The following is a 23,277-nucleotide window of genomic DNA, read 5'->3' as shown; positions in this document are numbered from 1 at the left end:
TGCTAAGGGATTTTATGGCCACAGTTAGCGCAATAATTAATGTGTTTTATTTCATTCATTTTACGCTTAATGGCACGCTCGGCTTCTTTTTTACTTAAGCCTAGTTCAATACGCATTTCTTCAATTTGTATTTGGTCTTTTTCGCAAATATCACCATCGCGCGAGCATAATGCAACGTACTGCGCGAATTGCACCCTACGGCGTCTTAATTGATCTGAAAAGCTCGATGCCAGTAAACCAGTTGGGATTGCCACCATCCCCATACTTAGCACAGTTATCACCCCACCAAAAAAGCGGCCAAGCGGGGTAATTGGCACAACATCACCATAACCAACCGTGGTGAGTGTTGCCATTGCCCACCACATGGCATCGGGAATGGAGCCAAACTTATCCGGCTGTTCGTCATGTTCAATTAAGTAGATACCACACGATGCGGTGATAAGCGCCACACTCATAATAAAAAATGCGGCAAGCAATGGACCTTTTTCTTCTCGAATACTTTGCAACAATAATTGCATAGCACGCGAATAGCGAGTCAGCTTAAAAACACGTAATAGTCTAAATACACGTAAGAAGCGCAAATCAAAGCTGACGAACAGCATCAAGTATGTTGGCAAAATTGCCATTAAGTCGATAATCGCTAAAGGAGAACGCAAATAACGAATGCGTTTTCGCCAGTTGGGAATAGGTAAGTCGCGATAATGTTCTTTATCAACACAAACCCATAACCGTAGCAGGTATTCGATAGTAAAAATCGCGACAGAGAATATTTCAATTGCTAAAAAAAGGTGTTTGTAGCTTGCAGCGACCTCTTCAACCGACTCGAGTACAATCGCAACAACATTGCCGATAATCAGAATTATCAACAACGCATCGATAAACCTACCAAGTTTTAGTCCTTCGCCAGAACTTTCCAATACTTGTGCAATACTCAGTCGTAATTGATTCACATCGACCTCTTAGTTAAGTGGCATTGTCATAATAACCGTACCTTCTTCGAAATCACGCGTGACTTTAAAGCCTAGTTTTTCCGACAAGCCAATCATGCCACCGTTTTCAGGTAAGGTAAGACCTTCAATTTTTTGCACATTTTGGCGTTTACAATGATTAATCACCGATTGCATTAGAATACGACCAAGCCCAAGCCCTTTTAGGTCGGAGCGCACAACTACGGCAAACTCGGCAACAAGGTTATCAGGGTCCATTAAAACACGCGACACACCAAGTGTTTGCCATTTATCGTCGTGTCGTTGCGTAACGATAAACGCCATTTCGCGGTCGTAATCAATTTGCGTCATTTTAGCTAATTGCTCATGGCTAAATTGTGGCATTTCACCAAAGAAACGTTTGTATCTATCTTCTTTGGTTAGCTGATTATCAAACTCTCGATGCGCTTCTTCATCTTCTGGACGAATTGGTCTTAATATCGCAGCTGATCCATCTTTAAGGGTAATACTTTGCTCAAGCTCTTTTGGATAAGGTTTTATTGCTAAGCGTTTTGCGCGACTTGATGCTTGGTATTTTTCTAGTTCAATAGCCGCATCGAGTACTAAAAATTTACCTTGTAAAGCCAGTACTGGGTTAAGCTCAAGTGATTTTATGTCGGGATTTTCAACCACCATTTGTGATACGCGAGTAAGCATAGCGCACAGAGTGTACTTGTCGATTTTGGTTGGTAAATGCTTTTCTTTGATAAACCCTTTATCGCTTGCTGCAGCAATTAAGTACTTGGCTAGATTCATATTTAGCGGTGGCAGAGCAACCGCTGCGAGGTCAAAGTTAAGAGCTGTACCGGCTTCGCCGAGTAAAATAACTGGGCCAAAATTAGCATCTGTTTTAACTGCTATGCGCAGCTCTTGACCGCCAGCACGGGTTGCCATTTTTTGTAGCGCAAAACCATCAATTTTGGCATCTGGGTAAGTTTCATTAATTCGCAGTAGCATATTAAATGCTGTTTGCTCAACTTCAACGCCATCGTTTAAGTTTAATACGACACCACCAACATCAGACTTAGATGGAATGTTAGGGCTTACTAATTTAAGCGCAACCGGAAAGCCAATGCTCTCGGCTAGCTCGCGCGCTTCGCTAGGTGTAAAAGCATACTCAGTTGCAATGCAGTTAATCTGATAGCACTCAAGCAGTGCTGCTGCATCATGAGTCGGTAGGTAGTGTCGCTTCTCTTTCAAGTAGCCGCTTATTAGTTTGCCAGCTTGTTCAGTGTGAATATTATCTGAATCTAATAGGGATTCTGGTGTTTGCGTTAAGTGCTTTTGGTTACGGCGATACTGAATTAAGTGCATGTAAGCCGCTACTGCACCTTCGGGTGTGCGGTAAGTGGGAATGCCCGCTGCTTGGCAAACTTTGCGCGCTTCATAGGCTGCCGTTTCACCCATAAAGTTGGTCATTACATACGGGCGCTGCATTTTCGGCACTTTGTTTACCGTTTCTGCAATAATCTTAGCAAACTCCTTGCTAGTAGCTAATGCTGATGGGCTATGTAAAATGAGTAAATTATCAACTTCAGGTGCTTGCACTAGAATTTCGACCGCCTTTTGATAGCGCCATGGATCAGAATCGCCGTAAATATCAACAGGGTTAGCGAACGAGGTGTGCTGAGGCAATACCTGATTTAATTTAGTAATGGTTTCTTTTGAAAGTTCAGCAAGTTTGCCTGAGCTTTGGATCAAGGTATCTACAGACATTACACCTGGTCCGCCGCCATTGGTTAAAATGGTCAGGGCTTCTTGCTTTAAGAGTTTGGGGTGCAGTGCTAAGGTTTGTGTTGCGGCAAACAGCTCGCGTAAGTCATTTACGCGCAGCATACCTGCACGCTGGAACATCGCATCATACACCGCATCGGAGCCTTGGTTGCCACCGGTGTGCGCCATAGCGGCATCTGCGCCTGCGGCGGTTTTTCCGGTTTTTATTGCGATGACGGGTTTACTGAAAGCAGCGGCTCGCGCAGCGGAAATAAATTGACGGGTATGTTCAATATTGTCGATATACAGCAAGATTGCTTGGGTATTGGCATCACGCCCTAAAAAATCGACCAATTCATCAAAATCAATATCGCCACAATCGCCCACCGAGACAAAATATGAAAAACCGATGTCTTTTGTTTGTGCCCAGTCGAGAATTGTTGAGCAAACTGCGGCAGATTGCGATACGAAAGCTATTTTTCCGGGCTTAGCGACCATATGGGAGAAACTTGCGTTAAGTCCGATACGCGGGATTAATAATCCAAGGCTATTTGGCCCGAGTATATTTACATTAGCTTTGCGCGCAGTTTCGATAAGTGCGTGCTTTAAATCTTTATCAATACCTGATGCGATAATGACGGCATTTTTGCAGCCTTTGTTACCGAGCTGTTCAACGATTTGGCAGCAACGGTCTTTACTGGTGCAAATAACGGCTAAATTGGGCACTTGTGGCAGAGCGTCTATTGTTGGGTAAGCAAGTACGCCATGAACGGCCTTATATTTTGGCGTTACTGGCATAATCGGGCCATTAAAACCGCCTTGCAACAAGTTGCGCATCACCACGTAACCCGCGCGATTGGTACGGTTTGACGCACCAATAACTGCCACTGATTTAGGGTTGAAAAATTGACTTATCCTTTTTACCGTCATAGCGTTTCACCACAGTTGAGTTGTTGCTATCTTATAAAATTCGTTTACAAGTATAAAGCAATAATGTTGTTAGATACTTGATATAAAACAGGGTCTTGTTATGCTCAACAGGGCATAAATATGGACTAATAAATATGACTCTACTGCTGCTGAGCGCTGCTATTAGCGCAGAACCTATCAATCTTGAGCAAATGGTTGCACCAAGTGATTTAGACAACGTAAAAGTTGTGCCGCTAACTAGCAACCAAGATGCAAGCCAATTTCTGATCTATGTTAAAAAGTCAGTACCACTGCATATTCATAAAGAGCACAGTGAAATGGTTTATATTGTCGATGGTGAAGGGCAAATGCAGCTCGGTGATAAAACCTTCACAATTAAAAAAGGCGATTTTGTAAAGATTGATGAAAATACACCACATGGTGTTAAGGTAACGTCATCGCAGCCGCTTAAAGTACTGTCAACGCAAACGCCTGAATACTTTGGCAAGGATAAACATAGGGTAGATAACCATGAATAAACAATCGCTAACCAGTACGATTATCTTTGCACTGGCAATTATTGTTGCCAGCTTGTTGTTAAAACAAGGCGTCGTAGAGTTTAAAACCCTCGACCGCAGTGTGGCGGTAAAAGGATTGGCAGAAAAAGAAGTGATGGCAAACACCGTTATTTGGCCGATTAATTATTCACTTGCGGGTAACGACTTAACAAAGTTGATCGATGAGCTAGAGGCTAAAAACCAAGCAGTACGTGCATTTTTAGCATTACATGGTTTTAGCGACGAAGAAATTTCAGTATCGCCGCCTAATGTTGCAGACAAACTAGCGCAGCCTTACGCGCAATTAGAAAAAGGCCAAATGCGTTATTTTGTGATGTCGAGCATTACGGTTTATAGTCACGAGCCAGAAAAAGTGCGCCATGCATTAACTAAAGTGACGCAACTTGCAAAACAAGGCATTGCCATTTCAAGCGATCGCTACGACGCTAAAGTACAGTACATTTTTACTGGCTTAAATGACATCAAGCCGGAGATGATCCAACAAGCAACAGAAAAAGCACGCGAAGTTGCTGAAAAATTTGCCACCGATTCAAAATCCACCTTAGGTAAAATTAAATCTGCGCGCCAAGGGCAATTTAGTATTTCAGACCGCGACTCTAACTCACCACATATTAAACGTGTGCGCGTGGTTTCGAGTGTTGAATATTATTTAGTGGATTAGAACAAACAGCTATCAGTCGATGAGGTTAGTTTATGTATCATATTACTAATGGCGACAGTGCAAACCTATTTTTAAAGCGCATTGGCATTCAGGGGCAATTTATTGCGTGGCAAGATGTGCTGCATCATGGCCCTATTAGCGCTGAAGTTTCACTGCCTGCGATGAGCGATTATCGCGCCGCATTTTTAGCAGACTATTTTTGTTTACCGCTCAAAGACGTACGGGCCAAGTTTGAGGCGCGTAACGATAAATTAAATGCCATAGAAGACAGCGATGAAGTCACTTTGTGGTTAACGCCAGAGCTGTTTGATAGTTTGATTGGTTTACAGTTTATTGCTTGGTATCGGGCGAAATTTAACACCACATGTAATCTGTTCGTGGTTTTATTATCTGATCATTTACCTCCGCGGGAATTAGAGGCAAGCCAAGTTGCACAGTATTATAAAACCCGCTTTAGTCCAAGTGAGCCATTTTTTGAATTAGCAACTAGGGTATGGCAAGCACTGACAACCGATTTAGCTGCGTTAGAAGGTTGTTTAGCGCTCGATTTCAAACACTGGACTAATCTTAAAACTTCGGTTCAACGCTTCTTACAAGAGCAACCTGATGATATCGGTTTAAACCGCACACAATGGCAGATTTTTGATTGTTTAAACGGACAAACTTTGTCGTTAGCGCAGTTATTCGGTGCGAATCAAGATTTGGAAGAAGTCCCGTTTATGGGGGATTTAAGTTTTTGGTGTCAGATTGAAGAAATGCGAGAGTATTTGAATATATCGACGCAAGACAGTTTATTACACCAAGAAATAGAGTTCTATCATGGGGTTAAAGTGAGCTTGTCAGAAAAAGGACAAGCTCTGCTCTAAATTAGAGGTAGTGACCCGAGTTCAGGTTAGCTAAAAACTAGCTAGCGCAGACGCGAGTTAGTTACTTTTTGCCAGTTGTTTCAGTTTAAATACTAAATCAAGTGCTTGACGCGGGGTCAAATCATTCGGGTCAATAGTGTCTAAGGTTTCAACCACAGGGTTAGGCGTATCAAATAAACTTGCCTGTTGTGATATTTGCATATCTGCCGCGTTGTTAAGCGGCATTTCACTGACACTTTGATGCTGCTCCAACAATGAAAGCTTTTGTTTTGCTCGGTTGATTACCGCTTTTGGCACACCTGCAAGGCCCGCTACTTGTAAGCCAAAGCTTTTACTTGCTGCGCCATCTAATACGGTGTGTTTAAACGCAATAGTATCTTGGTATTCAATTGCATCTAGGTGCACATTGGCTAAAATTTCCAGCTGGTCAACAAGCTCAGTTAGTTCAAAGTAGTGAGTTGCAAACAGTGTTTTAGCAGCAATATTCTTCGCTAAATATTCGGCTGTTGCCCACGCCAGTGATAGACCATCATAAGTACTGGTACCGCGGCCAATTTCATCCATTAATACCAGTGAGTTCTCGGTAGCATTGTTAAGAATGTTGGCGGTTTCAGTCATTTCTACCATGAAAGTTGAGCGACCTGATGCAAGATCATCGCTCGCGCCAATACGTGTAAAAATACGGTCGGTAATGCCTATGCTCGCAGATTGCGCTGGAATATAACAACCAATATGTGCCATTAAGACGATTAACGCAGTTTGACGCATATAGGTTGATTTACCACCCATATTTGGCCCGGTAATAATTAACATTTTACGCTTATCATCAAGGTAAGTTGGGTTGGCAATAAATGGTTGTTGCATAACAAACTCAACCACAGGGTGACGGCCGCCTTTAATATCGATGCAGTTGTCTTCACTAAGGTTGGGTCTAATATAATCGAGGGACTCAGCGCGTTCAGCAAGATTATTAATGACATCCAATTCACTGAGCGCGGCAGCCATTTTTTGCAGTACGTCAATTTGCGGCGAAATAATATCGAACAATTCTTCATACAGACGCTTTTCAAGTGCCAATGCATTGGATTGGCTGTTAAGAACTTTGTCTTCGTGCTCTTTCAGTTCAGGAATAATATAGCGTTCGTTATTTTTTAGTGTTTGACGGCGTACGTAATCTGCCGGTACAAGGTTAGCGTTGGCCTTACTGACTTCTATGTAATAGCCATGCACCTTGTTGTAGCTAATTTTTAAGGTTGCAATGCCAGTGCGCTCGCGTTCGCGAATTTCCATTTGCTCAAGAATATCGGTTGCACCTTTGCTAAGGTTGCGCCACTGGTCGAGTTCGGCGTTATAGCCTTGGGCAATAACACCACCATCGCGAATTAGTACCGGAGGGTTGTCGATAATAGCGTGTTCAAGTAGCTCTTGAAGTTCAGTTAAAATCGGTGTGGCGTGCTTGATTTGTTTTAAGCGCGTGCTATTTGCATCATTTAATAAATCGTGAATAGGGTGCAGTGTTTGCAGCGCTAAACGTAAACGCGATAAATCACGTGGTCTTGCTGAACGCAATGCCAAGCGCGCAATAATACGCTCTAAGTCACCGACTTGTTTGAGTGTATCGTGTAGTTCAAAATTAATTGCTAAGTCGTGGATTTCACCGAGTGCATCAAGGCGGTTATTAAGCTCTTGTTGGTCACGAATTGGACTATGTAGGCGACGTTTAAGTAAACGAGAGCCCATAGGCGTTGCCGTTTTATCAAGTACTTGCGCCAAGGTATTGTCAAACCCGCCCGATAAATTGACGGTCAGCTCTAAATTTTTACGGGTTGCCGCATCCAGAATGACATTTTGCTCATTTTGCTCCAGACCAATCGCATTAAGGTGCGGCAGTGCAGTGCGCTGAGTGTCTTTTACATATTGCATTAAACAGCCAGCAGCTTGTAATGCTAAATGTGCGTTTTCAACGCCAAAACCAACAAGATCTTTGGTACCAAACTGCTTGTTAAGCGCTGTTTTGGCGCTGTCTAAATCGAACTCCCAAATAGGGCGACGACGCAGGCCATTACACTGTTCAATCAGCGCTAAATTTTCAAGGGTTTCAGGGTAGAGTAGTTCAGCGGGTGAAATGCGTTGCAAGCTTGAATTCAGCGATTCGTCGGTATCGACTTGTAAAATGCGAAAACGACCTGAGTTGATATCCAAATAAGCAATGCCGTATGCACCTTTATCATTATGCGATACCGCACATAACAAGTTGTCTTGGCGCTCTTTTAATAAGGCTTCATCAGAAATGGTACCCGGCGTAATAATGCGCACAACTTTGCGCTCTACTGGCCCTTTGCTGGTGGCAGGGTCGCCAACTTGCTCACATATGGCAACAGATTCGCCCATTTGCACTAGGCGCGCTAGGTAGTTTTCAACTGCATGATAAGGGACCCCTGCCATTGGTATAGGATCGCCTCCGGCTTTGCCGCGATGAGTTTGCGAAATATCGAGTAATTCTGCGGCACGTTTGGCATCATCAAAAAACAATTCGTAAAAGTCACCCATGCGATAGAAGACTAATATATCCCGATGTTCAGCCTTAATTTTTAAGTATTGCTGCATCATTGGCGTTTGTTGGCTGATAGTATGGTCTGAATATAAATCTAACGGCATAATTGACTAATAGTTGTTATGTAAAAGGTGTAAAAATGATATTACCTGCTCATATTTCTGAGCTAGCGGCAAAGTTAGGTGCTAGTTTAACGAATAAAAAGCTTTGGATCACTACTGCTGAATCGTGTACTGGTGGTGGCATTAGTTATGCGTTAACTGATACTGCGGGAAGTTCTGCATATATTGATCGTTGTTTTGTCACTTACAGTAATGATGCTAAGCATGAGTTACTTGGGGTTAAGCAGGAAATACTTGAACAATTTGGTGCAGTAAGTAAAGAAACTATCGAGCAGATGGTAGATGGGGCAATAAATGCAACTAACGCCGACGTTGCTATTGCTGTTTCTGGCATTGCAGGCCCAGGAGGTGGCACAAAAGATAAACCAGTTGGTACTGTATGGATTGCGGTAAAAGTACTGGATAAACTATCAGTTGAACACTGTTTGTTCGCAGGCGGTCGTAGCGAAGTTAGATTGCAAGTAATTGAATATTCCTTGAAAAAAGTAATTGAATTAATTAATTAATAAAAAACACTTGATACTGGTAATCTATACAGTATACTTTGCTGCATAACACAGATTCGGAGAGTCAAATGGACGATAATAAACAAAAAGCCCTAACAGCTGCGCTATCACAAATTGAACGCCAATTTGGCAAAGGCTCAATTATGAAATTAGGCGATAGCCAAGCGCTTGATGTTGAAGCTATTTCAACAGGTTCACTGGGTATTGATATTGCACTTGGTATAGGTGGTTTACCAACAGGTCGTATCGTTGAGATTTATGGTCCAGAATCTTCAGGTAAAACAACATTAACACTACAGGTCATTGCGGCAGCGCAAAAAGAAGGCAAAACATGTGCTTTCGTTGATGCTGAACACGCACTCGACCCAGTTTATGCTGAAAAGCTAGGTGTAAATGTTGACGAGTTATTAGTTTCTCAGCCAGATACTGGTGAGCAAGCGTTAGAAATCTGCGATATGCTAGTACGCTCAGGCGCTGTTGATGTAGTGATTGTTGACTCTGTAGCTGCACTAACACCTAAGGCGGAAATTGAAGGTGATATGGGCGATACTCACGTTGGTCTTCAAGCTCGTCTAATGTCGCAAGCATTGCGTAAATTAACTGCGAATATCAAACGCTCAAATACACTGTGTATTTTCATTAACCAAATCCGTATGAAAATTGGTGTTATGTTTGGTAACCCAGAAACTACAACGGGTGGTAACGCACTTAAATTCTATTCATCAGTACGTATTGATATTCGTCGTACCGGTTCGGTGAAAGAAGGCGATGAAATAGTTGGTAATGAAACACGCGTTAAGATTGTTAAGAACAAAGTTGCACCGCCGTTTAAACAAGCTGAATTCATTATCATGTATGGCCAAGGTATCTCGAAAGAGGGTGAGCTAATCGACTTAGGTGTTAAGCATAATCTAGTTGATAAAGCGGGTGCATGGTTTAGCTACAAAGGCAGCAAAATTGGTCAAGGTAAAGCAAACTCTATTAAGTTCTTAAAAGAGAATGTGGAAATTGCCAATGAAATTGAGCAGAAACTACGTGAAATGTTATTGCTACAAGCGACAATTAAACCTGAAGAAGGTGAAACGCAAAGTTTAGCTGCGGATGACGCTGAAGTATAAAATAAGCTAAATGACGAAAAAGGCCACTAATGTGGCCTTTTTGCATTGATGTTTACAATTTTTTGCTAACATTAAGTGTCTTAAATTACAAAAGCAGCTAAAATAGCCGCCTTTTTGCAGCTTACCTAAGAACGGACGCACACACAGTCTATGAAAATGCTCAATCGTATGATTAAGTTAGCACTGTTTTCATCAGTGATGACTCAACCTCTTTTTGCTAACCCGGAAGAGCAAAAACAGTTAAATACCCAGCTTAAAGATGACATTACGTCGGTTGAAGTTAAAACCTATAATTTACCGAGTAATAGCGATTGGAATCTAAAAGATATTCCCGATGACTTTTATCAGTCACCTTATCAAATAAACTTATTCTCAGATAATCACGGCCAAGATCGCGAACGTTTATGGTCGCAAACCCAATCGGTAATGGCATATGGTTTTGGTGTTGCTGGTTTGATTTTAATGTTGCCAGAAGATATCTCGAAATGGGATAAGGAAAACGGCGTATTTTCTAAGTGGACTGACAATGTAAAAGAAGGTCCTACATGGGATCGCGATGTTTGGTGGCTAAACTGGATAGGACACCCGTATTTTGGTGGTGTTTATTACCAAGTTGCACGTAAGTCAGGCTATCGCCAGTGGGATTCGTTTTTATACGCATTCACTATGAGCACATTTTATTGGGAATACGGTATTGAAGGGTTTGCTGAAATACCGTCAATGCAAGATTTAGTGATTACACCGGTATTAGGTTGGGCTTACGGCGAATGGGCATACCAAACAGAAATGGAAATTCGTAGCACCGGCGGAGAAGTGTGGGGCTCGAAAACCTTAGGTGATGTGTCGCTATTTTTACTTGATCCAATTGATGCTGCGGGTAAGGGCATTAACAACCTGTTTGATATGGAAGTGGTTAAAGCAGGTACCGGTGGTATTAACTTTGCGAAAATGCAACTACCAACGGGTGAGTATGAAGATCAAGTACAACTTAATGTGCACTATCAACTTGGTTCAGGTAAGGCGCAGCAAGCGCCTACTTATCAAAAAAACTATATTAGTAAAAAAGACCCAGTCGATATTGGCGTAATAGGCTTTGGTCTAAATTACGGCAGTTTAAATCCAGGTGAGCATTGGGGTTTAGAGCAAGATGTTGCCAATGGCTGGAATTTAGGTCTGTATTTTTCACCGCGATTCTCTATGAAGCTTGATTATTTAAAAGGTCAACTACCGCGAGAAGTTGGTTCAGGTGATCAAACATTTGAACAATTTAATGTGGGTGCAAACTATTACTTTAACAGCGATAGTAGCTTTCGCCCGTTTGTTAGCGCAGGCGCTGGTGAAATGTTGTATGCAAAGAATAATGAAGATGATGGTGACAGTACATTTGCGTTAAATGCCGGTCTAGGTATGCATTACCAAATTAACAACAATTTTGCTCTTCAGTTAGACGCTAAACGTTTCTTTAATAGTAAATACAGTAACAACGACACTTCATATAACTTTTCGCTAATTTATTTTTTTGGTGAAGGTCAAAGGTAGTATCAACTTTACTTATTAGGTGTTTTTTTAGCGAAGCAAACACTGAATTAACTGTATTGAAAAATACTGTGTCGTTTTCCCCAAGCAGGAAATGACTGTTAATTAGCAAAAAATAAGCGACCAATTGGTCGCTTATTACTGACAACAACTTAGGAAGCAATCTAAGTTATAAAGTTCGCAAGTAGGCTTTAGAAAGCATACTTAGCTGAAAGCTGTAAGCGGTTGATATCGCCATCAACACCACTTTCAGTTTCGCGCTCGCCTACTTTGTATTCAACACCAAAAGTAAGTTTTTTCTCAGGAGAATAAAGCAAGTTTGCACTGTAACTCATTGATGTTTTTGTTGGGTCGCCAGTGATATTTAACAAGTTTTGGTTATTATCAGCACTAAAATATGAAGCGAGGAAAGTTGAACGTAACTTTTCATTCCAGTGGTGTTGATAACCAACAAAGCCCGAAACTGAGTCAATTGCATCTAAATCATTGCCATCAAGCACTGCACCATGTGCGACGTTTAAACCAACGTAACGCCCTAAACCACTACCTGCTGTGACCATGTATTTTAAATTATTCTTACCAAAGTTAACGCGACCTGATGCGCTCACACCAAATGATGATGTTGATGCATCTGCACCACCTGCTTTATAAGTAAGTTGTCTTGCAAGACCCGCAACAGTGAAGTGACCCCAATCGCCTTTAAAGGTATAACGAGCTGTGATATCTGGTAGGCTAGAGTCGTCGGTTTCGTTGCGCACACCACCTGCTGTGGTAATAGTGCTTTCAGGATTTTCTGCCGATACAGAAAAGCCGCCTGAAGTGTACTTAATCATCGCCTGACGCACGAACACAGTACCTTCAGCAGGACCGACGAAATCAAGTGTTTCTGGTAATGCGCTAACGTTTTGGAAGTTTGACCACGCTTGACCAAACAAGAAGCCATTGTACGTTACAAATGCTTGACGAATACGCGGCGCATAAGAATTTGATACACGCTCATTACCACCTGGCGATGCAATAAAATCGAGCTCAATTTTGGTATTAATTGATTTGCCGTTGTCTAATTTAGTTGATGTTGCCAAGTTAAAACGTGATTGACGTGCATGCATATCAAATACAGGATCTGTATCTGCATCACCACCCACGGGAGTGGTACTTGGTACATAAAAATCACGACCAATGCTGTTACCGCCTACCGTACCAGCAGACCAATCACTCCACATTGCATCAAGCTTTACATAACCACCATATTTTACATCTGTAGACTCTAATACACCCGCTTGGGCTGAAGTACCGAACAATACTGCTAAAACGCTGAGCGCTGTTGTTGTTAGTTTATTGTTTTTCATAACTGTATCCCGATTAAGTTAACATCTTCACTGTTGGCTATGTTCAGATTTTGCTCAATTACCCATTGGTCTATACGACTAAGGTATAGCTAAACGGGCTTAAACAGTGTGCTTATTCCATTAAAACCCATGAAACTAGTTGTATTTGTGAATAATTCGTTAAAAAATATAATCGTAGATAGCGATAAATCGCAAAATAAAAATTTAATATTATGAATAATAAAAGTAATTGAGATAGCAGCAATAATTGAAGTTGTTAAAAAGATGATCTTGATTAAGTACTCTCTATATTTAAATTAAGATGCTACTAAGGTCTAATTCTTTATACCACCTAGCTGAGTAATGCTTGAAGGTATTGGTCTAGGTTGCATTTAGGCGACTAGCAACAAAGTTAAAAAAGGGGCACTCATGTCACAAGAAATTTACCCAGTACCAGCGTCTGTTAAAGAAGCAGCGTTAATTGACGAAGCAAAATATAACGAACTATATCAATGGTCGATTGACGACCCTAAAGCATTTTGGGGTGAGCAAGGTAAGCGACTAGACTGGATTAAGCCGTATACCAAAGTTAAAAATACCTCATTTGATAAAGGCCATGTTGATATCCGTTGGTATGAAGATGGTCAACTGAATGTGTCTTATAACTGTATTGACCGTCACTTAAAAGACAAAGCCGATAAAGTTGCGCTCATTTGGGAAGGTGATAACCCTGAGCATTCTGAAAATATTACTTATCAGCAACTTCATGATGAAGTGTGTAAGCTAGCAAATGGTTTACGTAAGCTAGGCGTGCAAAAGGGCGATCGCGTTGCGATTTATATGCCTATGACGCCACAAGCAATTTATGCAATGCAAGCGTGTGCTCGTATTGGTGCAGTGCATTCAGTTGTGTTTGGTGGCTTTTCTCCTTCAGCAATTGCAGACCGTATTCAAGATTCTGGTGCGAAAGTGGTTATCACATCTGACCAAGGTCGTCGCGGTGGTAATGCCGTTCCATTAAAAGCAAACGTTGATGAAGCATTAACGCAAGCTGGCGTTACAAGTGTTGAACACGTTGTTGTGCACCAACTTACAGGTGGCGATGTTGCATGGACTGATGTAGACGTTTGGTGGCATGATTTAGTTGCTGACCAAGCAACAAACTGCGAACCAGAAGTAATGGATGCTGAAGACCCGTTATTTATTCTTTATACCTCAGGTTCAACAGGTCAACCTAAAGGCGTTGTGCATAGCACGGCAGGTTACTTAGTTTATACATCGCTTACGCATCAATATGTTTTTGATTTGCAAGAAGATGACGTTTTCTGGTGTAGCGCAGATGTGGGCTGGATCACCGGTCACAGTTACATTGCCTATGGGCCACTGGCGAATGGTTGTACTCAGGTTGTATTTGAAGGTGTACCAACCTATCCATCATCAGGTCGTATGGGTGAAGTGGTTGATAAGCATAACGTTACTATTCTATATACCGCACCAACAGCTATTCGTGCATTAATGGCGAAAGGCGATGAGCCAACAGCTTCTTCTACACGTGAATCACTGCGTATTTTAGGTTCAGTAGGTGAGCCAATTAACCCAGAAGCATGGGCTTGGTATTATGAAAATATCGGTAACAGCAGTTGTCCAATCGTTGATACATGGTGGCAAACTGAAACTGGCGGTATGATGATTACACCACTACCAGGTGCAACAGATTTAAAACCAGGCTCAGCAACACGTCCATTCTTTGGTATTTTGCCGGCGCTATTCGATGCCGAGGGTGAAACATTACAAGGTGCAACAGATGGTAACCTAGTTATTCTTGATAGCTGGCCGTCACAAGCGCGTACTGTTTACGGTGATCATGAACGCTTTGAGCAAACTTATTTCTCAGCGTACCCGGGCGTTTACTTTACAGGTGATGGTTGTCGTCGTGATGAAGATGGTTACTACTGGATCACAGGCCGCGTAGATGACGTACTAAATGTTTCAGGTCACCGTTTAGGTACAGCTGAGATTGAAAGCGCGTTAGTAGCACACGAAGCGGTTGCTGAAGCGGCGGTTGTTGGCTTCCCACATGATATTAAAGGCCAAGGTATTTACGTTTACATTACGCCTAATGATGGCATAGCAGTAAGCGACGAATTAACCAAAGAGGTACGCAATTGGGTTCGTAAAGAGCTTAGTCCAATAGCAACACCAGATATGATCCAATGGTCACCAGGTTTGCCAAAAACACGCTCAGGTAAGATTATGCGCCGTATTTTGCGTAAGATCGCTGCAAATGAATACCAACAGCTAGGTGATACATCAACACTTGCCGATCCAAGTGTTGTAGAGGAGCTAATTGAAAACCGCCTAAACCGCTAAAAGGTTTGTGAATCAATTAAACTCACAGTAACATTAAGGCTGTTATCAGGGATAACAGCCTTTTTATTAGGAGTCATATATGAGCAAGTTTTTGATAGCGGATGATCACCCTTTGTTTCGCGAAGCACTTAAAGGGGCTTTAAATGGCAGTTTCGATGATTTAGAGATATTTGAATCTGAGAGCTTTGATACAACGCTGCAAGTACTAGAACAACAACAAGAGCTCGATTTATTATTACTAGACCTACACATGCCCGGTAGCGGCGATTTATACGGTCTAATTCGTATTCGTGAAGATTACCCCGATTTACCGATTGCCGTTGTTTCTGGCACCGAAGACATTCAAATCGTTTCAAAAGTAATGAGTTATGGTGCCCTTGGTTTTATTCCAAAATCGTCATCTTCAGCACAAATTGCCGCTGCAATCGAAGAGATTCTAGATGGTGAAACCTGGTTGCCAGAATCAATGGCTGATAAAGTTGAAGAAGTGATTGAACAAGATGCAGAGCTTGCGCAGCAAATTGCGTCACTCACACCGCAACAATACAAAGTGCTAAGCTATTTACACGAAGGCTTGTTAAACAAGCAAATTGCGTACGAATTGAATATTTCAGAAGCTACAGTGAAAGCACATATCACAGCAATATTCAGAAAACTGGGTGTTTACAACCGCACACAAGCGGTATTAATTGCCAGTAAGCTGCAGTTAGAACCAGTTGAATCTAATTAGCACATTAAAAATAATAAAAAACCGAGCAAATATGCTCGGTTTTTTCTTTTTAAAGTATCGGTAATCGCCGTTATTAGTTTGATGTTAGGCGAATAAACTTCTCGGCTAACTCATCAAGAGACTCAACATGCTGTGGGTCTTTTTTAATACAGTCAATCGGACAAACGCTGACACAAGTCGGTTGGTCGTAATGTCCAACACACTCGGTGCATTTTTCAGGATCAATTTGATAAATTTTATCACTCATGTAAATTGCCTGATTAGGGCACTCAGGGTCGCACATATCACAATTGATACACTTCGAATTTATTATCAATGCCATGATACTAGGCCTTTTTAAAAGGGTTACGCGTATCTTGGTCTGAATCTAAATTTCTTAATAGAATCGCTTTATCAAGTTCAATATCTTCCGGTAATGGAATTTTTACAATATGGCCTGAACCTTTAGCATCATCAATGCGTTCACCTTTCTTATTTTCCATATGATCTAAGGTAAACTGAATATTGCCTTGTGGCGTCATAAGTTCCATTGAATGGCCAGTACAGAACTTATTCTTAACATCAATTTCAACCAAACCGTTGTTGTGACGACCTAAAACTTCACCAACAAATTGCTGCTTGTCTGACACTGAGTGGCCATATTCATAGTTTTGGTATTCTTGGTGCACATGGCGCTTTAAAAAGCCCTCGGTGTAACCACGGTGCGCAAGGTTTTCTAAGGTGCGCATTAAGTTAGGGTCAAATGGCCTACCGGCAGCAGCGTCGTCAATTGCTTTACGGTAAACTTGTGCGGTACGCGCAACGTAATAAAACGACTTAGTTCGGCCTTCAATTTTTAAGCTGTGAACACCCATTTTAGTCAGTTGATCTACGTATTGCACTGCACGTAAATCTTTCGAGTTCATAATGTAAGTGCCATGTTCATCTTCAAAAGCAGGCATGTATTCGCCAGGGCGGCCTTGTTCTTCCAACATGAATACTTCACTTGTTGGAGCGCCTTGGCCTAGCGTTGGGATCACTGAGCTTGGATCAATTTTGTGAACAACATCACCGGTTTCGGTTTCTTTACCCGGCTTTACATCGTATTCCCAACGACATGCATTGGTGCAGGTACCTTGATTTGGATCGCGCTTATTGATGTATCCTGAAAGTAAACAACGACCAGAATACGCCATGCATAGTGCACCGTGAACAAATACCTCTAACTCGGTTTCGGGGCATAACTCACGAATTTGGCCAATTTCTTCAAGTGATAACTCACGCGATAAAATAACACGCTCAACCCCTTGCTGGGCCCAAAATTTTACCGTTGCAAAGTTCACAGCATTAGCTTGAACAGAAAGGTGAATAGGCATATCAGGCCATTTTTCGCGTACCAGCATAATTAAACCGGGATCTGACATGATTAATGCATCGGGGCCCATTTCAATAACTGGTTCAATATCACGTAAATAGGTATTAACTTTGGCATTATGCGGCGCAATATTTGATACCACATAAAGCTTTTTACCTAAATCGTGTGCTTCATTGATCCCGAGCGCTAAGTTATCAAGGTCAAATTCATTATTACGCACGCGTAAACTATAGCGAGGTTGACCGGCATATACCGCATCAGAGCCATAGGCAAAGGCATAACGCATGTTCTTTAAGCTACCTGCAGGCGACAGTAATTCAGGTACAAAAGGTGTGTTCATTGACGTGTCCTCATACATCGAACTGGGTGCTGGCCAGTTGCATGATTAAAAAAGCGGGCAATTCTAACGCACAGACAAATAGAGAGTTTTGATATAGATCAAATTAGCCAAGGTGTTTTGTTTCGCTGTATTGAATTAGTGTTGAGGTGATTATGTTTGTATATTTTTCTTACTTTGTTGGAAAAGTAATCAGATTATTTTCGGTTTTAATAGGATTTTCACACAAATATGCGTATAATTCGCGGCCGTTAAAATCATTAATTATTTATGGAGCATAAAAGATGGCTTTAGAGCGTACTTTTTCTATCGTAAAACCTGATGCAGTTGCTAAAAACCACATCGGTGCTATCTACAACCGTTTCGAAACTGCTGGTCTTAAAATCGTTGCAGCTAAAATGGTTCACCTTTCAAAAGAAAAAGCTGAAGGTTTCTACGCTGAGCACAGCGAGCGTCCTTTCTTCGGTGCTTTAGTTGAGTTCATGACATCTGGTCCAGTAATGGTTACTGTTCTTGAAGGTGAGAACGCAGTACTTAAAAACCGTGAAATCATGGGTGCTACTAACCCTGCTGAAGCACTAGCTGGTACTTTACGTGCTGACTATGCAGACAGCATCGACGAGAACGCAGTACACGGTTCAGACGCTGTAGAATCAGCTGCTCGCGAAATCGCATACTTCTTCTCTGACGAAGAAATCTGTCCACGTACTCGTTAATTTTAACGACGTAGACAAACATGCATTAGCTTAGGTTAATGCAGTAGAAAAGGGCTCTTTAGCCCTTTTCTTGTCATTTTGAACTAAAACAGTCTGTTTTAGTCACAGTGTCAACTTTGCTTTAAATTTACGGTACTTGGTTTAATACGCCGGTTGCGCAAATGTAAAAGTAAAGCAAAGTTGATATATCAGCTAATATAAAGTTGTATTACGTACTAGGGTCTGAGTTATGAGTGCTGCGGAAAAGAAAATTAATTTATTAGATTTAACCCGTGAAGGAATGCGAGAGTTATTTGTTTCATGGGGTGAAAAGCCGTTCCGTGGCGATCAGGTAATGAAATGGATGTACCATTTCGGCATTGATAACTTTGATGAAATGTCGAATATTAATAAAAAGCTAAAAGCCAAACTACACGCAGAGTGCGAAATTAAAGCGCCTGAAATTTCAGTTAAGCAAGTGGCTTCAGATGGTACAATTAAGTACGCATTAGTGCTTGAAGGTGGTCAAGAAGTTGAAACAGTGTGGATTCCTGAAAAAGACCGTGCAACATTATGTGTTTCATCACAAGTTGGTTGTGCACTTGAGTGTACTTTCTGTTCAACAGCGCAACAGGGCTTTAACCGTAATCTAAAAGTATCTGAAATCATTGGCCAAGTTTGGCGTGTTGCAAAAGATATTGGTTTACATGGCGATTCAACTAAGCGACCAGTTACCAACGTGGTAATGATGGGCATGGGTGAGCCATTACTTAACCTCAACAATGTTGTTCCAGCGATGGAACTGATGATGGATGATTGGGCATTTGGTTTATCTAAGCGTCGCGTTACTTTAAGTACCTCAGGCGTTGTTCCTGCACTGGATATCTTAAAAGAAAAAATTGACGTTGCATTAGCTATTTCACTTCACGCGCCGAATAATGAATTGCGTGACGTACTTGTACCAATCAACAAGAAGTACCCAATTGAAGAGTTCTTAGCTGCGTGTCGTCGCTATATTGACGGCTCTAAAGCAAACAAAGACATCACTATTGAGTACGTTATGCTGCAAGGTGTGAATGACAGCACTGATCATGCACACGAGCTAGTTAAAGTGTTAAAAGGCACGCCATCAAAAATTAACTTGATTCCATTTAACCCGTTCCCGGGCAACGAATACGGCCGTTCAAGTAACAGTCGTATTGACCGTTTCTCTAAAGTGTTACAAGCAGCTGGTTTAACTTGTATTGTACGCCGTACACGTGGTGATGATATCGATGCCGCATGTGGTCAGTTAGTGGGTGATGTTGTGGATCGTACTAAGCGTGTAATGAAGAAAAAGCAACTCGACGATAACAAAATTAGTGTCAATACGGTAAACCCGTAAAGGATCTAGAAAAAATAAGATGATCCCGAGGCTAATTCGGGTAGAATTGGGATAATTGTCAGAAAATGAGTATAACTATGCGTCGTTCAATATTAGTAGGTGTTGCGCTATTAGCAACAACAGGATGTGTAACCGAAAGTGTTTATGTTGGAAGTGATAAGCCAGTTGTCGAAAATCGAATTGATAACGATGAGGCTGCAAGAACACGCATTTCATTAGCATTAAAATACTTAGCTTCTGGCGATAGCACACAAGCAAAATATAATTTAGAGCGCGCCGCTAAATTTGCGCCTAAATTACCTGAAGTTCATTACACTACTGCGTATTATTATCAGCAAGTGGGTGAAAATGAACTTGCTAAAGAGTCTTACTTACGCGCGATTGATATTGCCCCGGATGATCCAAATACGCTAAATAACTATGGCGTGTTTTTATGTGGTTTAGGTGAGTACGATGAAGCGTCGGAATATATTTTGCGTGCAATCGAAATTCCAAGCTATCTGCGCGTTTCGCAAAGTTATGAAAATTTAGCGTTATGTGCGATTGAAAATAACGAGTTTGATGAGGCGGAAGAATACCTTGAAGCTTCAGTAAAACACAGCCCGTCGCGTGGCTCGTCACTGGTTAACTTATCTGCGATTTATTATGCCAAAAGCGATTTACATCGTGCACAAACATTTATGAATCGTTATGAAAAATCAGGCCGTATTTCTTCACGCTCGTTAATGTTGTCGTACTTAATTGAAAACCGTATGGGCCATATCGAAAAAGCCAATACATTGGCATTAACGCTACAGCAAACCTACAGTAATTCAATTGAAGCGCAACAGATCAAACTTAAGAAAACATCTGACAGTGAGTTTGAGCGTCTACGTGAAAAATACCGCAAAAATGAGTTAAGCAAGCTTAAAAAAGAGCTTAACCCAGATGGTAAATCGGTTGTTGCCAAGCCACAAGTAAAAGTGGTTAAACGTAAAGCGCAACCAGAGCAAGCGGAAGTCACACCAAGTAAAGCCGAGATTGAAGCACAAGTAAAAGTGGAAGTTGCTAAGCCAACTACACAAGTTGCGAAAAATGAAGTGGTTGTAGCGCAAGCTAAAGCACAGCAACAAGCGCCGGTTACACAACGTATTCCACTTAATAAGCTGGTTGAAACACCTTATCACGTTATGAAAGGCGGTGAGAATCTGTTCTCGGTATCGGTTAAATACAATGTTAAATTAGCGAAGTTACTTGAATGGAATGGCTTAACCGAAAACGATCCGGTTTTTGCTGGCACAAAAATTTATCTTAACAACCCGAATATTTACCACCTAGTTAAAGATGGCGACACCTTATTTAGTATTTCTGTGAAGTACAATTTACGCATGAAGTCGCTTGCTGAGTGGAACGAGATTCAAGAATCGGCAACATTAAGCCCAGGTAAAAAAATCTTGTTAGTAAATCCTAAAACTTACGCACTATGACTGAAGAAGTATTAGCTCAAGAACCAATAACAGGTTTAGGTGAGCAGTTAGCAACTGCTCGCGAGCAACACGCTGTTTCAATTGATGAAATGGCACATAAGTTAAAGTTAACAGCAAAACAAATTTCAGCCATTGAATGTGACGATTACAGCCAGTTAGGGCCCGTCACTTTTGTAAAAGGCCATATTCGTAGTTACTGTCGCGAATTTAACCTAAACGAAGCGCAACTAATGTCGCAGTTTAGGCACCAAAGGGAAGAAACCGAAAAGCGAATGCAAAGCTTTTCAAGACGCACGGAACGCGAAGCAAAAGATAACCGATTAATGCTTTTTAGTTACGCAATTATTGCCCTAATACTTGGTTCATCGCTGTTTATCTGGTGGCAAAACCGCGAACCAGCGCCAACGGAAGCTGAGACAAGCAAAACGGTGGTTGAAACGCCGAGTCAAGAAAATAGTACTGTACCGGTTGTAACTGAGCGTAAAGCAACAAATCAAATAAACCTTGCTGAAATATCACAATTAAGTGATGACGAACCTCAGCAAATAAGCAGTCAAGAACCTGAAACCACGCCAGTTGAGCAGCCAGAAGTAGCTAAACCGGCGGTGGTTGAAAAGAAAAGCGATACTAAGAAAAACGTCAGTACTATTGTCATGACGTTTAAAGATGATAGCTGGGTCGAGATTTTTGATGCCGATGGCGAGCGTGTCGCATTTGGTGTTAAGAAAAAAGGCTATGTCATGACATTGGATGGCAAAGCGCCATTTAATGTGGTGCTGGGCAAGCACTATATTGTTGATGTTGAGTTTAATGGTGAGTTAGTTGATATGTCACATTTCCCTACTAATCGACTCGCCAAATTTAGCCTGCCGTTGAGTGAGTAATAAGTATGTTTTCAGAATCTCCGATAAAACGCCGCAAATCAAAACGCATTTATGTAGGTAATGTGCCAATTGGCGATGGCGCACCGATTGCCGTGCAGTCAATGACCAATACAGAAACGACTGATGTCGCGGCTACGGTTGCGCAAATCAATGCAATTCAAGCAGCAGGTGCGGATATTGTACGTGTTTCTGTGCCAACAATGGACGCGGCTGAAGCATTTAAAGAAATTAAACAGCAAGTTGATATTCCGCTGGTTGCGGACATTCACTTCGATTACCGCATTGCGTTAAAAGTTGCTGAATATGGTGCTGATTGTTTGCGTATTAACCCAGGTAATATCGGCAGTGAAGAGCGTATTCAAGCGGTTGTTGATGCTGCACGCGAAAAGAATATTCCTATTCGCATTGGCGTGAATGGTGGGTCGCTAGAGCGCGATATCCAAGAAAAATACGGTGAGCCAACACCTGAAGCATTGCTTGAATCAGCGATGCGTCATGTAAATATTTTAAAGCGTCTTAATTTCGATAACTTTAAAGTATCGGTAAAAGCGTCAGATGTATTTTTGGCGGTTGGTGCGTATCGATTGCTTGCGAAAGAAATTGAACAGCCGCTGCATTTAGGTATTACCGAGGCCGGTGGTTTTAGAGCGGGCTCAGTTAAATCTGCGGTTGGTTTAGGCATGTTACTAGCCGAGGGCATTGGTGATACGTTACGTGTCTCACTTGCAGCCGACCCAGTACAAGAAATCAAAGTAGGTTTTGATATCTTAAAATCTTTGCGTATTCGCTCTCGCGGCATTAATTTTATTGCCTGCCCAAGCTGTTCACGTCAAGAATTTGATGTAGTAAGCACGATGAATCAGCTCGAAGAGCGTTTAGAAGACGTTATTGAACCCGTGACTGTTTCGGTTATTGGCTGTGTGGTAAATGGTCCGGGCGAAGCACTGGTGAGCGATTTAGGTTTAGCGGGTGCGAATAAGCGCTCTGGTTTATATATCAACGGTGAGCGTCAAAAAACGCGCATTGATAATACGCAAATTGTTGACCAACTAGAAACGCAAATTCGTGATTACATCGCAAAAAAAGACACTGAACAACAAATAGACGTTAAGTTAGTTGAGTAAGTAGTCTCGTTGAGTATAATTGACAATCTTCTTTTTTCTGGGGCGATATTCGCCCC

The 23,277-nt window shown here is 41.7% G+C and carries 19 protein-coding genes; 13 read left to right on the top strand and 6 right to left on the bottom strand.

Annotation, left to right across the window (positions count from 1 at the left end):
• Positions 1–2 precede the first annotated feature (2 nt).
• Both L1068_RS12995 and L1068_RS12990 read right to left on the bottom strand, forming a co-directional pair.
• A complete protein-coding gene (locus tag L1068_RS12995; RefSeq protein ID WP_054979692.1) occupies positions 3–950 on the bottom strand; it encodes an ion transporter in 948 nt (315 codons plus the stop codon).
• 9 nt (positions 951–959) lie between these two features.
• On the bottom strand, positions 960–3,629 hold the full coding sequence (locus tag L1068_RS12990; protein WP_237130617.1) for a bifunctional acetate--CoA ligase family protein/GNAT family N-acetyltransferase: 2,670 nt from the start codon (positions 3,627–3,629) through the stop codon (positions 960–962).
• A 134-nt stretch (positions 3,630–3,763) separates the two neighbouring features.
• Here L1068_RS12990 and L1068_RS12985 point away from each other — a divergent pair, with 134 nt between their 5' ends.
• Genes L1068_RS12985 through L1068_RS12975 form a run of 3 tightly spaced genes read left to right on the top strand, consistent with a single transcriptional unit; the run spans position 3,764 to position 5,713 of the window.
• Positions 3,764–4,147 (top strand): cupin domain-containing protein, encoded by a 384-nt coding sequence (locus tag L1068_RS12985; protein WP_237130616.1) that lies wholly within the window; start codon positions 3,764–3,766, stop codon positions 4,145–4,147.
• On the top strand, positions 4,140–4,847 hold the full coding sequence (locus L1068_RS12980) for an SIMPL domain-containing protein (RefSeq protein ID WP_237130615.1): 708 nt from the start codon (positions 4,140–4,142) through the stop codon (positions 4,845–4,847). Before L1068_RS12985 ends, L1068_RS12980 begins: the two co-directional genes overlap by 8 nt.
• Positions 4,848–4,879: 32 nt before the next feature.
• Positions 4,880–5,713, top strand: a complete 834-nt coding sequence (locus tag L1068_RS12975) for a DUF1835 domain-containing protein (protein ID WP_237130614.1) — start codon at positions 4,880–4,882, stop codon at positions 5,711–5,713.
• Positions 5,714–5,770: 57 nt separating this feature from the next.
• Here the strand turns inward: L1068_RS12975 and mutS are convergent, their stop codons facing one another.
• Positions 5,771–8,371 carry a DNA mismatch repair protein MutS gene (gene mutS / locus L1068_RS12970; RefSeq protein WP_237130613.1) on the bottom strand — a complete coding sequence of 867 codons (2,601 nt, stop codon included), beginning with the start codon at positions 8,369–8,371 and terminating at the stop codon, positions 5,771–5,773.
• A gap of 35 nt (positions 8,372–8,406) precedes the next feature.
• On the opposite strand from mutS, the gene L1068_RS12965 reads away from it, so the two are divergent.
• The 3 genes from L1068_RS12965 to L1068_RS12955 all read left to right on the top strand — a co-directional run bounded on the left by L1068_RS12965 (position 8,407) and on the right by L1068_RS12955 (position 11,552).
• Positions 8,407–8,895, top strand: coding sequence for a nicotinamide-nucleotide amidohydrolase family protein (locus L1068_RS12965; protein WP_237130612.1), 489 nt, complete (start codon positions 8,407–8,409; stop codon positions 8,893–8,895).
• A 68-nt stretch (positions 8,896–8,963) separates the two neighbouring features.
• Positions 8,964–10,013 (top strand): recombinase RecA, encoded by a 1,050-nt coding sequence (gene recA / locus L1068_RS12960; RefSeq protein WP_237130611.1) that lies wholly within the window; start codon positions 8,964–8,966, stop codon positions 10,011–10,013.
• Positions 10,014–10,181: 168 nt separating this feature from the next.
• Entirely contained in the window at positions 10,182–11,552 is a 1,371-nt protein-coding gene (locus tag L1068_RS12955) for a DUF3943 domain-containing protein (RefSeq protein ID WP_237130610.1), read from the top strand.
• A 188-nt stretch (positions 11,553–11,740) separates the two neighbouring features.
• Here the strand turns inward: L1068_RS12955 and L1068_RS12950 are convergent, their stop codons facing one another.
• Complete coding sequence (locus tag L1068_RS12950; protein WP_237130609.1) at positions 11,741–12,898, bottom strand: DcaP family trimeric outer membrane transporter; 1,158 nt, start codon at positions 12,896–12,898, stop codon at positions 11,741–11,743.
• Between the two features lie 408 nt (positions 12,899–13,306).
• Between L1068_RS12950 and acs the strand changes: the two genes are divergently transcribed.
• Both acs and L1068_RS12940 read left to right on the top strand, forming a co-directional pair.
• The gene (gene acs, locus L1068_RS12945) at positions 13,307–15,247 is read left to right on the top strand and encodes an acetate--CoA ligase (RefSeq protein WP_237130608.1); all 1,941 of its coding nucleotides are present in this window, start codon (positions 13,307–13,309) and stop codon (positions 15,245–15,247) included.
• A gap of 79 nt (positions 15,248–15,326) precedes the next feature.
• Entirely contained in the window at positions 15,327–15,977 is a 651-nt protein-coding gene (locus tag L1068_RS12940; RefSeq protein ID WP_100912813.1) for a response regulator transcription factor, read from the top strand.
• A 73-nt stretch (positions 15,978–16,050) separates the two neighbouring features.
• Here L1068_RS12940 and L1068_RS12935 read toward each other — a convergent pair whose 3' ends face one another.
• Together L1068_RS12935 and yegQ are read right to left on the bottom strand one after the other, a co-directional pair.
• Positions 16,051–16,299: a YfhL family 4Fe-4S dicluster ferredoxin gene (locus L1068_RS12935; protein WP_237130607.1), complete on the bottom strand. Its 249-nt coding sequence runs from the start codon at positions 16,297–16,299 to the stop codon at positions 16,051–16,053.
• A 4-nt stretch (positions 16,300–16,303) separates the two neighbouring features.
• Positions 16,304–17,671, bottom strand: a complete 1,368-nt coding sequence (gene yegQ / locus L1068_RS12930; RefSeq protein WP_237130606.1) for a tRNA 5-hydroxyuridine modification protein YegQ — start codon at positions 17,669–17,671, stop codon at positions 16,304–16,306.
• Between the two features lie 281 nt (positions 17,672–17,952).
• On the opposite strand from yegQ, the gene ndk reads away from it, so the two are divergent.
• From ndk to ispG, 5 genes are all read left to right on the top strand, one after another.
• Positions 17,953–18,384 (top strand): nucleoside-diphosphate kinase, encoded by a 432-nt coding sequence (ndk, locus tag L1068_RS12925; protein WP_010560883.1) that lies wholly within the window; start codon positions 17,953–17,955, stop codon positions 18,382–18,384.
• Between the two features lie 229 nt (positions 18,385–18,613).
• Entirely contained in the window at positions 18,614–19,747 is a 1,134-nt protein-coding gene (locus L1068_RS12920; protein ID WP_010560882.1) for a bifunctional tRNA (adenosine(37)-C2)-methyltransferase TrmG/ribosomal RNA large subunit methyltransferase RlmN, read from the top strand.
• 77 nt (positions 19,748–19,824) lie between these two features.
• Complete coding sequence (gene pilW, locus L1068_RS12915) at positions 19,825–21,213, top strand: type IV pilus biogenesis/stability protein PilW (protein ID WP_054979680.1); 1,389 nt, start codon at positions 19,825–19,827, stop codon at positions 21,211–21,213.
• Positions 21,210–22,097 (top strand): RodZ domain-containing protein, encoded by an 888-nt coding sequence (locus L1068_RS12910; protein ID WP_237130605.1) that lies wholly within the window; start codon positions 21,210–21,212, stop codon positions 22,095–22,097. Before pilW ends, L1068_RS12910 begins: the two co-directional genes overlap by 4 nt.
• Positions 22,098–22,102: 5 nt before the next feature.
• Positions 22,103–23,221 carry a flavodoxin-dependent (E)-4-hydroxy-3-methylbut-2-enyl-diphosphate synthase gene (gene ispG / locus L1068_RS12905; protein WP_010560879.1) on the top strand — a complete coding sequence of 373 codons (1,119 nt, stop codon included), beginning with the start codon at positions 22,103–22,105 and terminating at the stop codon, positions 23,219–23,221.
• Positions 23,222–23,277 lie beyond the last annotated feature (56 nt).

Source organism: Pseudoalteromonas sp. MMG024 (assembly GCF_021654175.1).
Lineage (GTDB): Bacteria > Pseudomonadota > Gammaproteobacteria > Enterobacterales > Alteromonadaceae > Pseudoalteromonas.
This window is presented reverse-complemented; position numbering and strand designations above follow the sequence as displayed.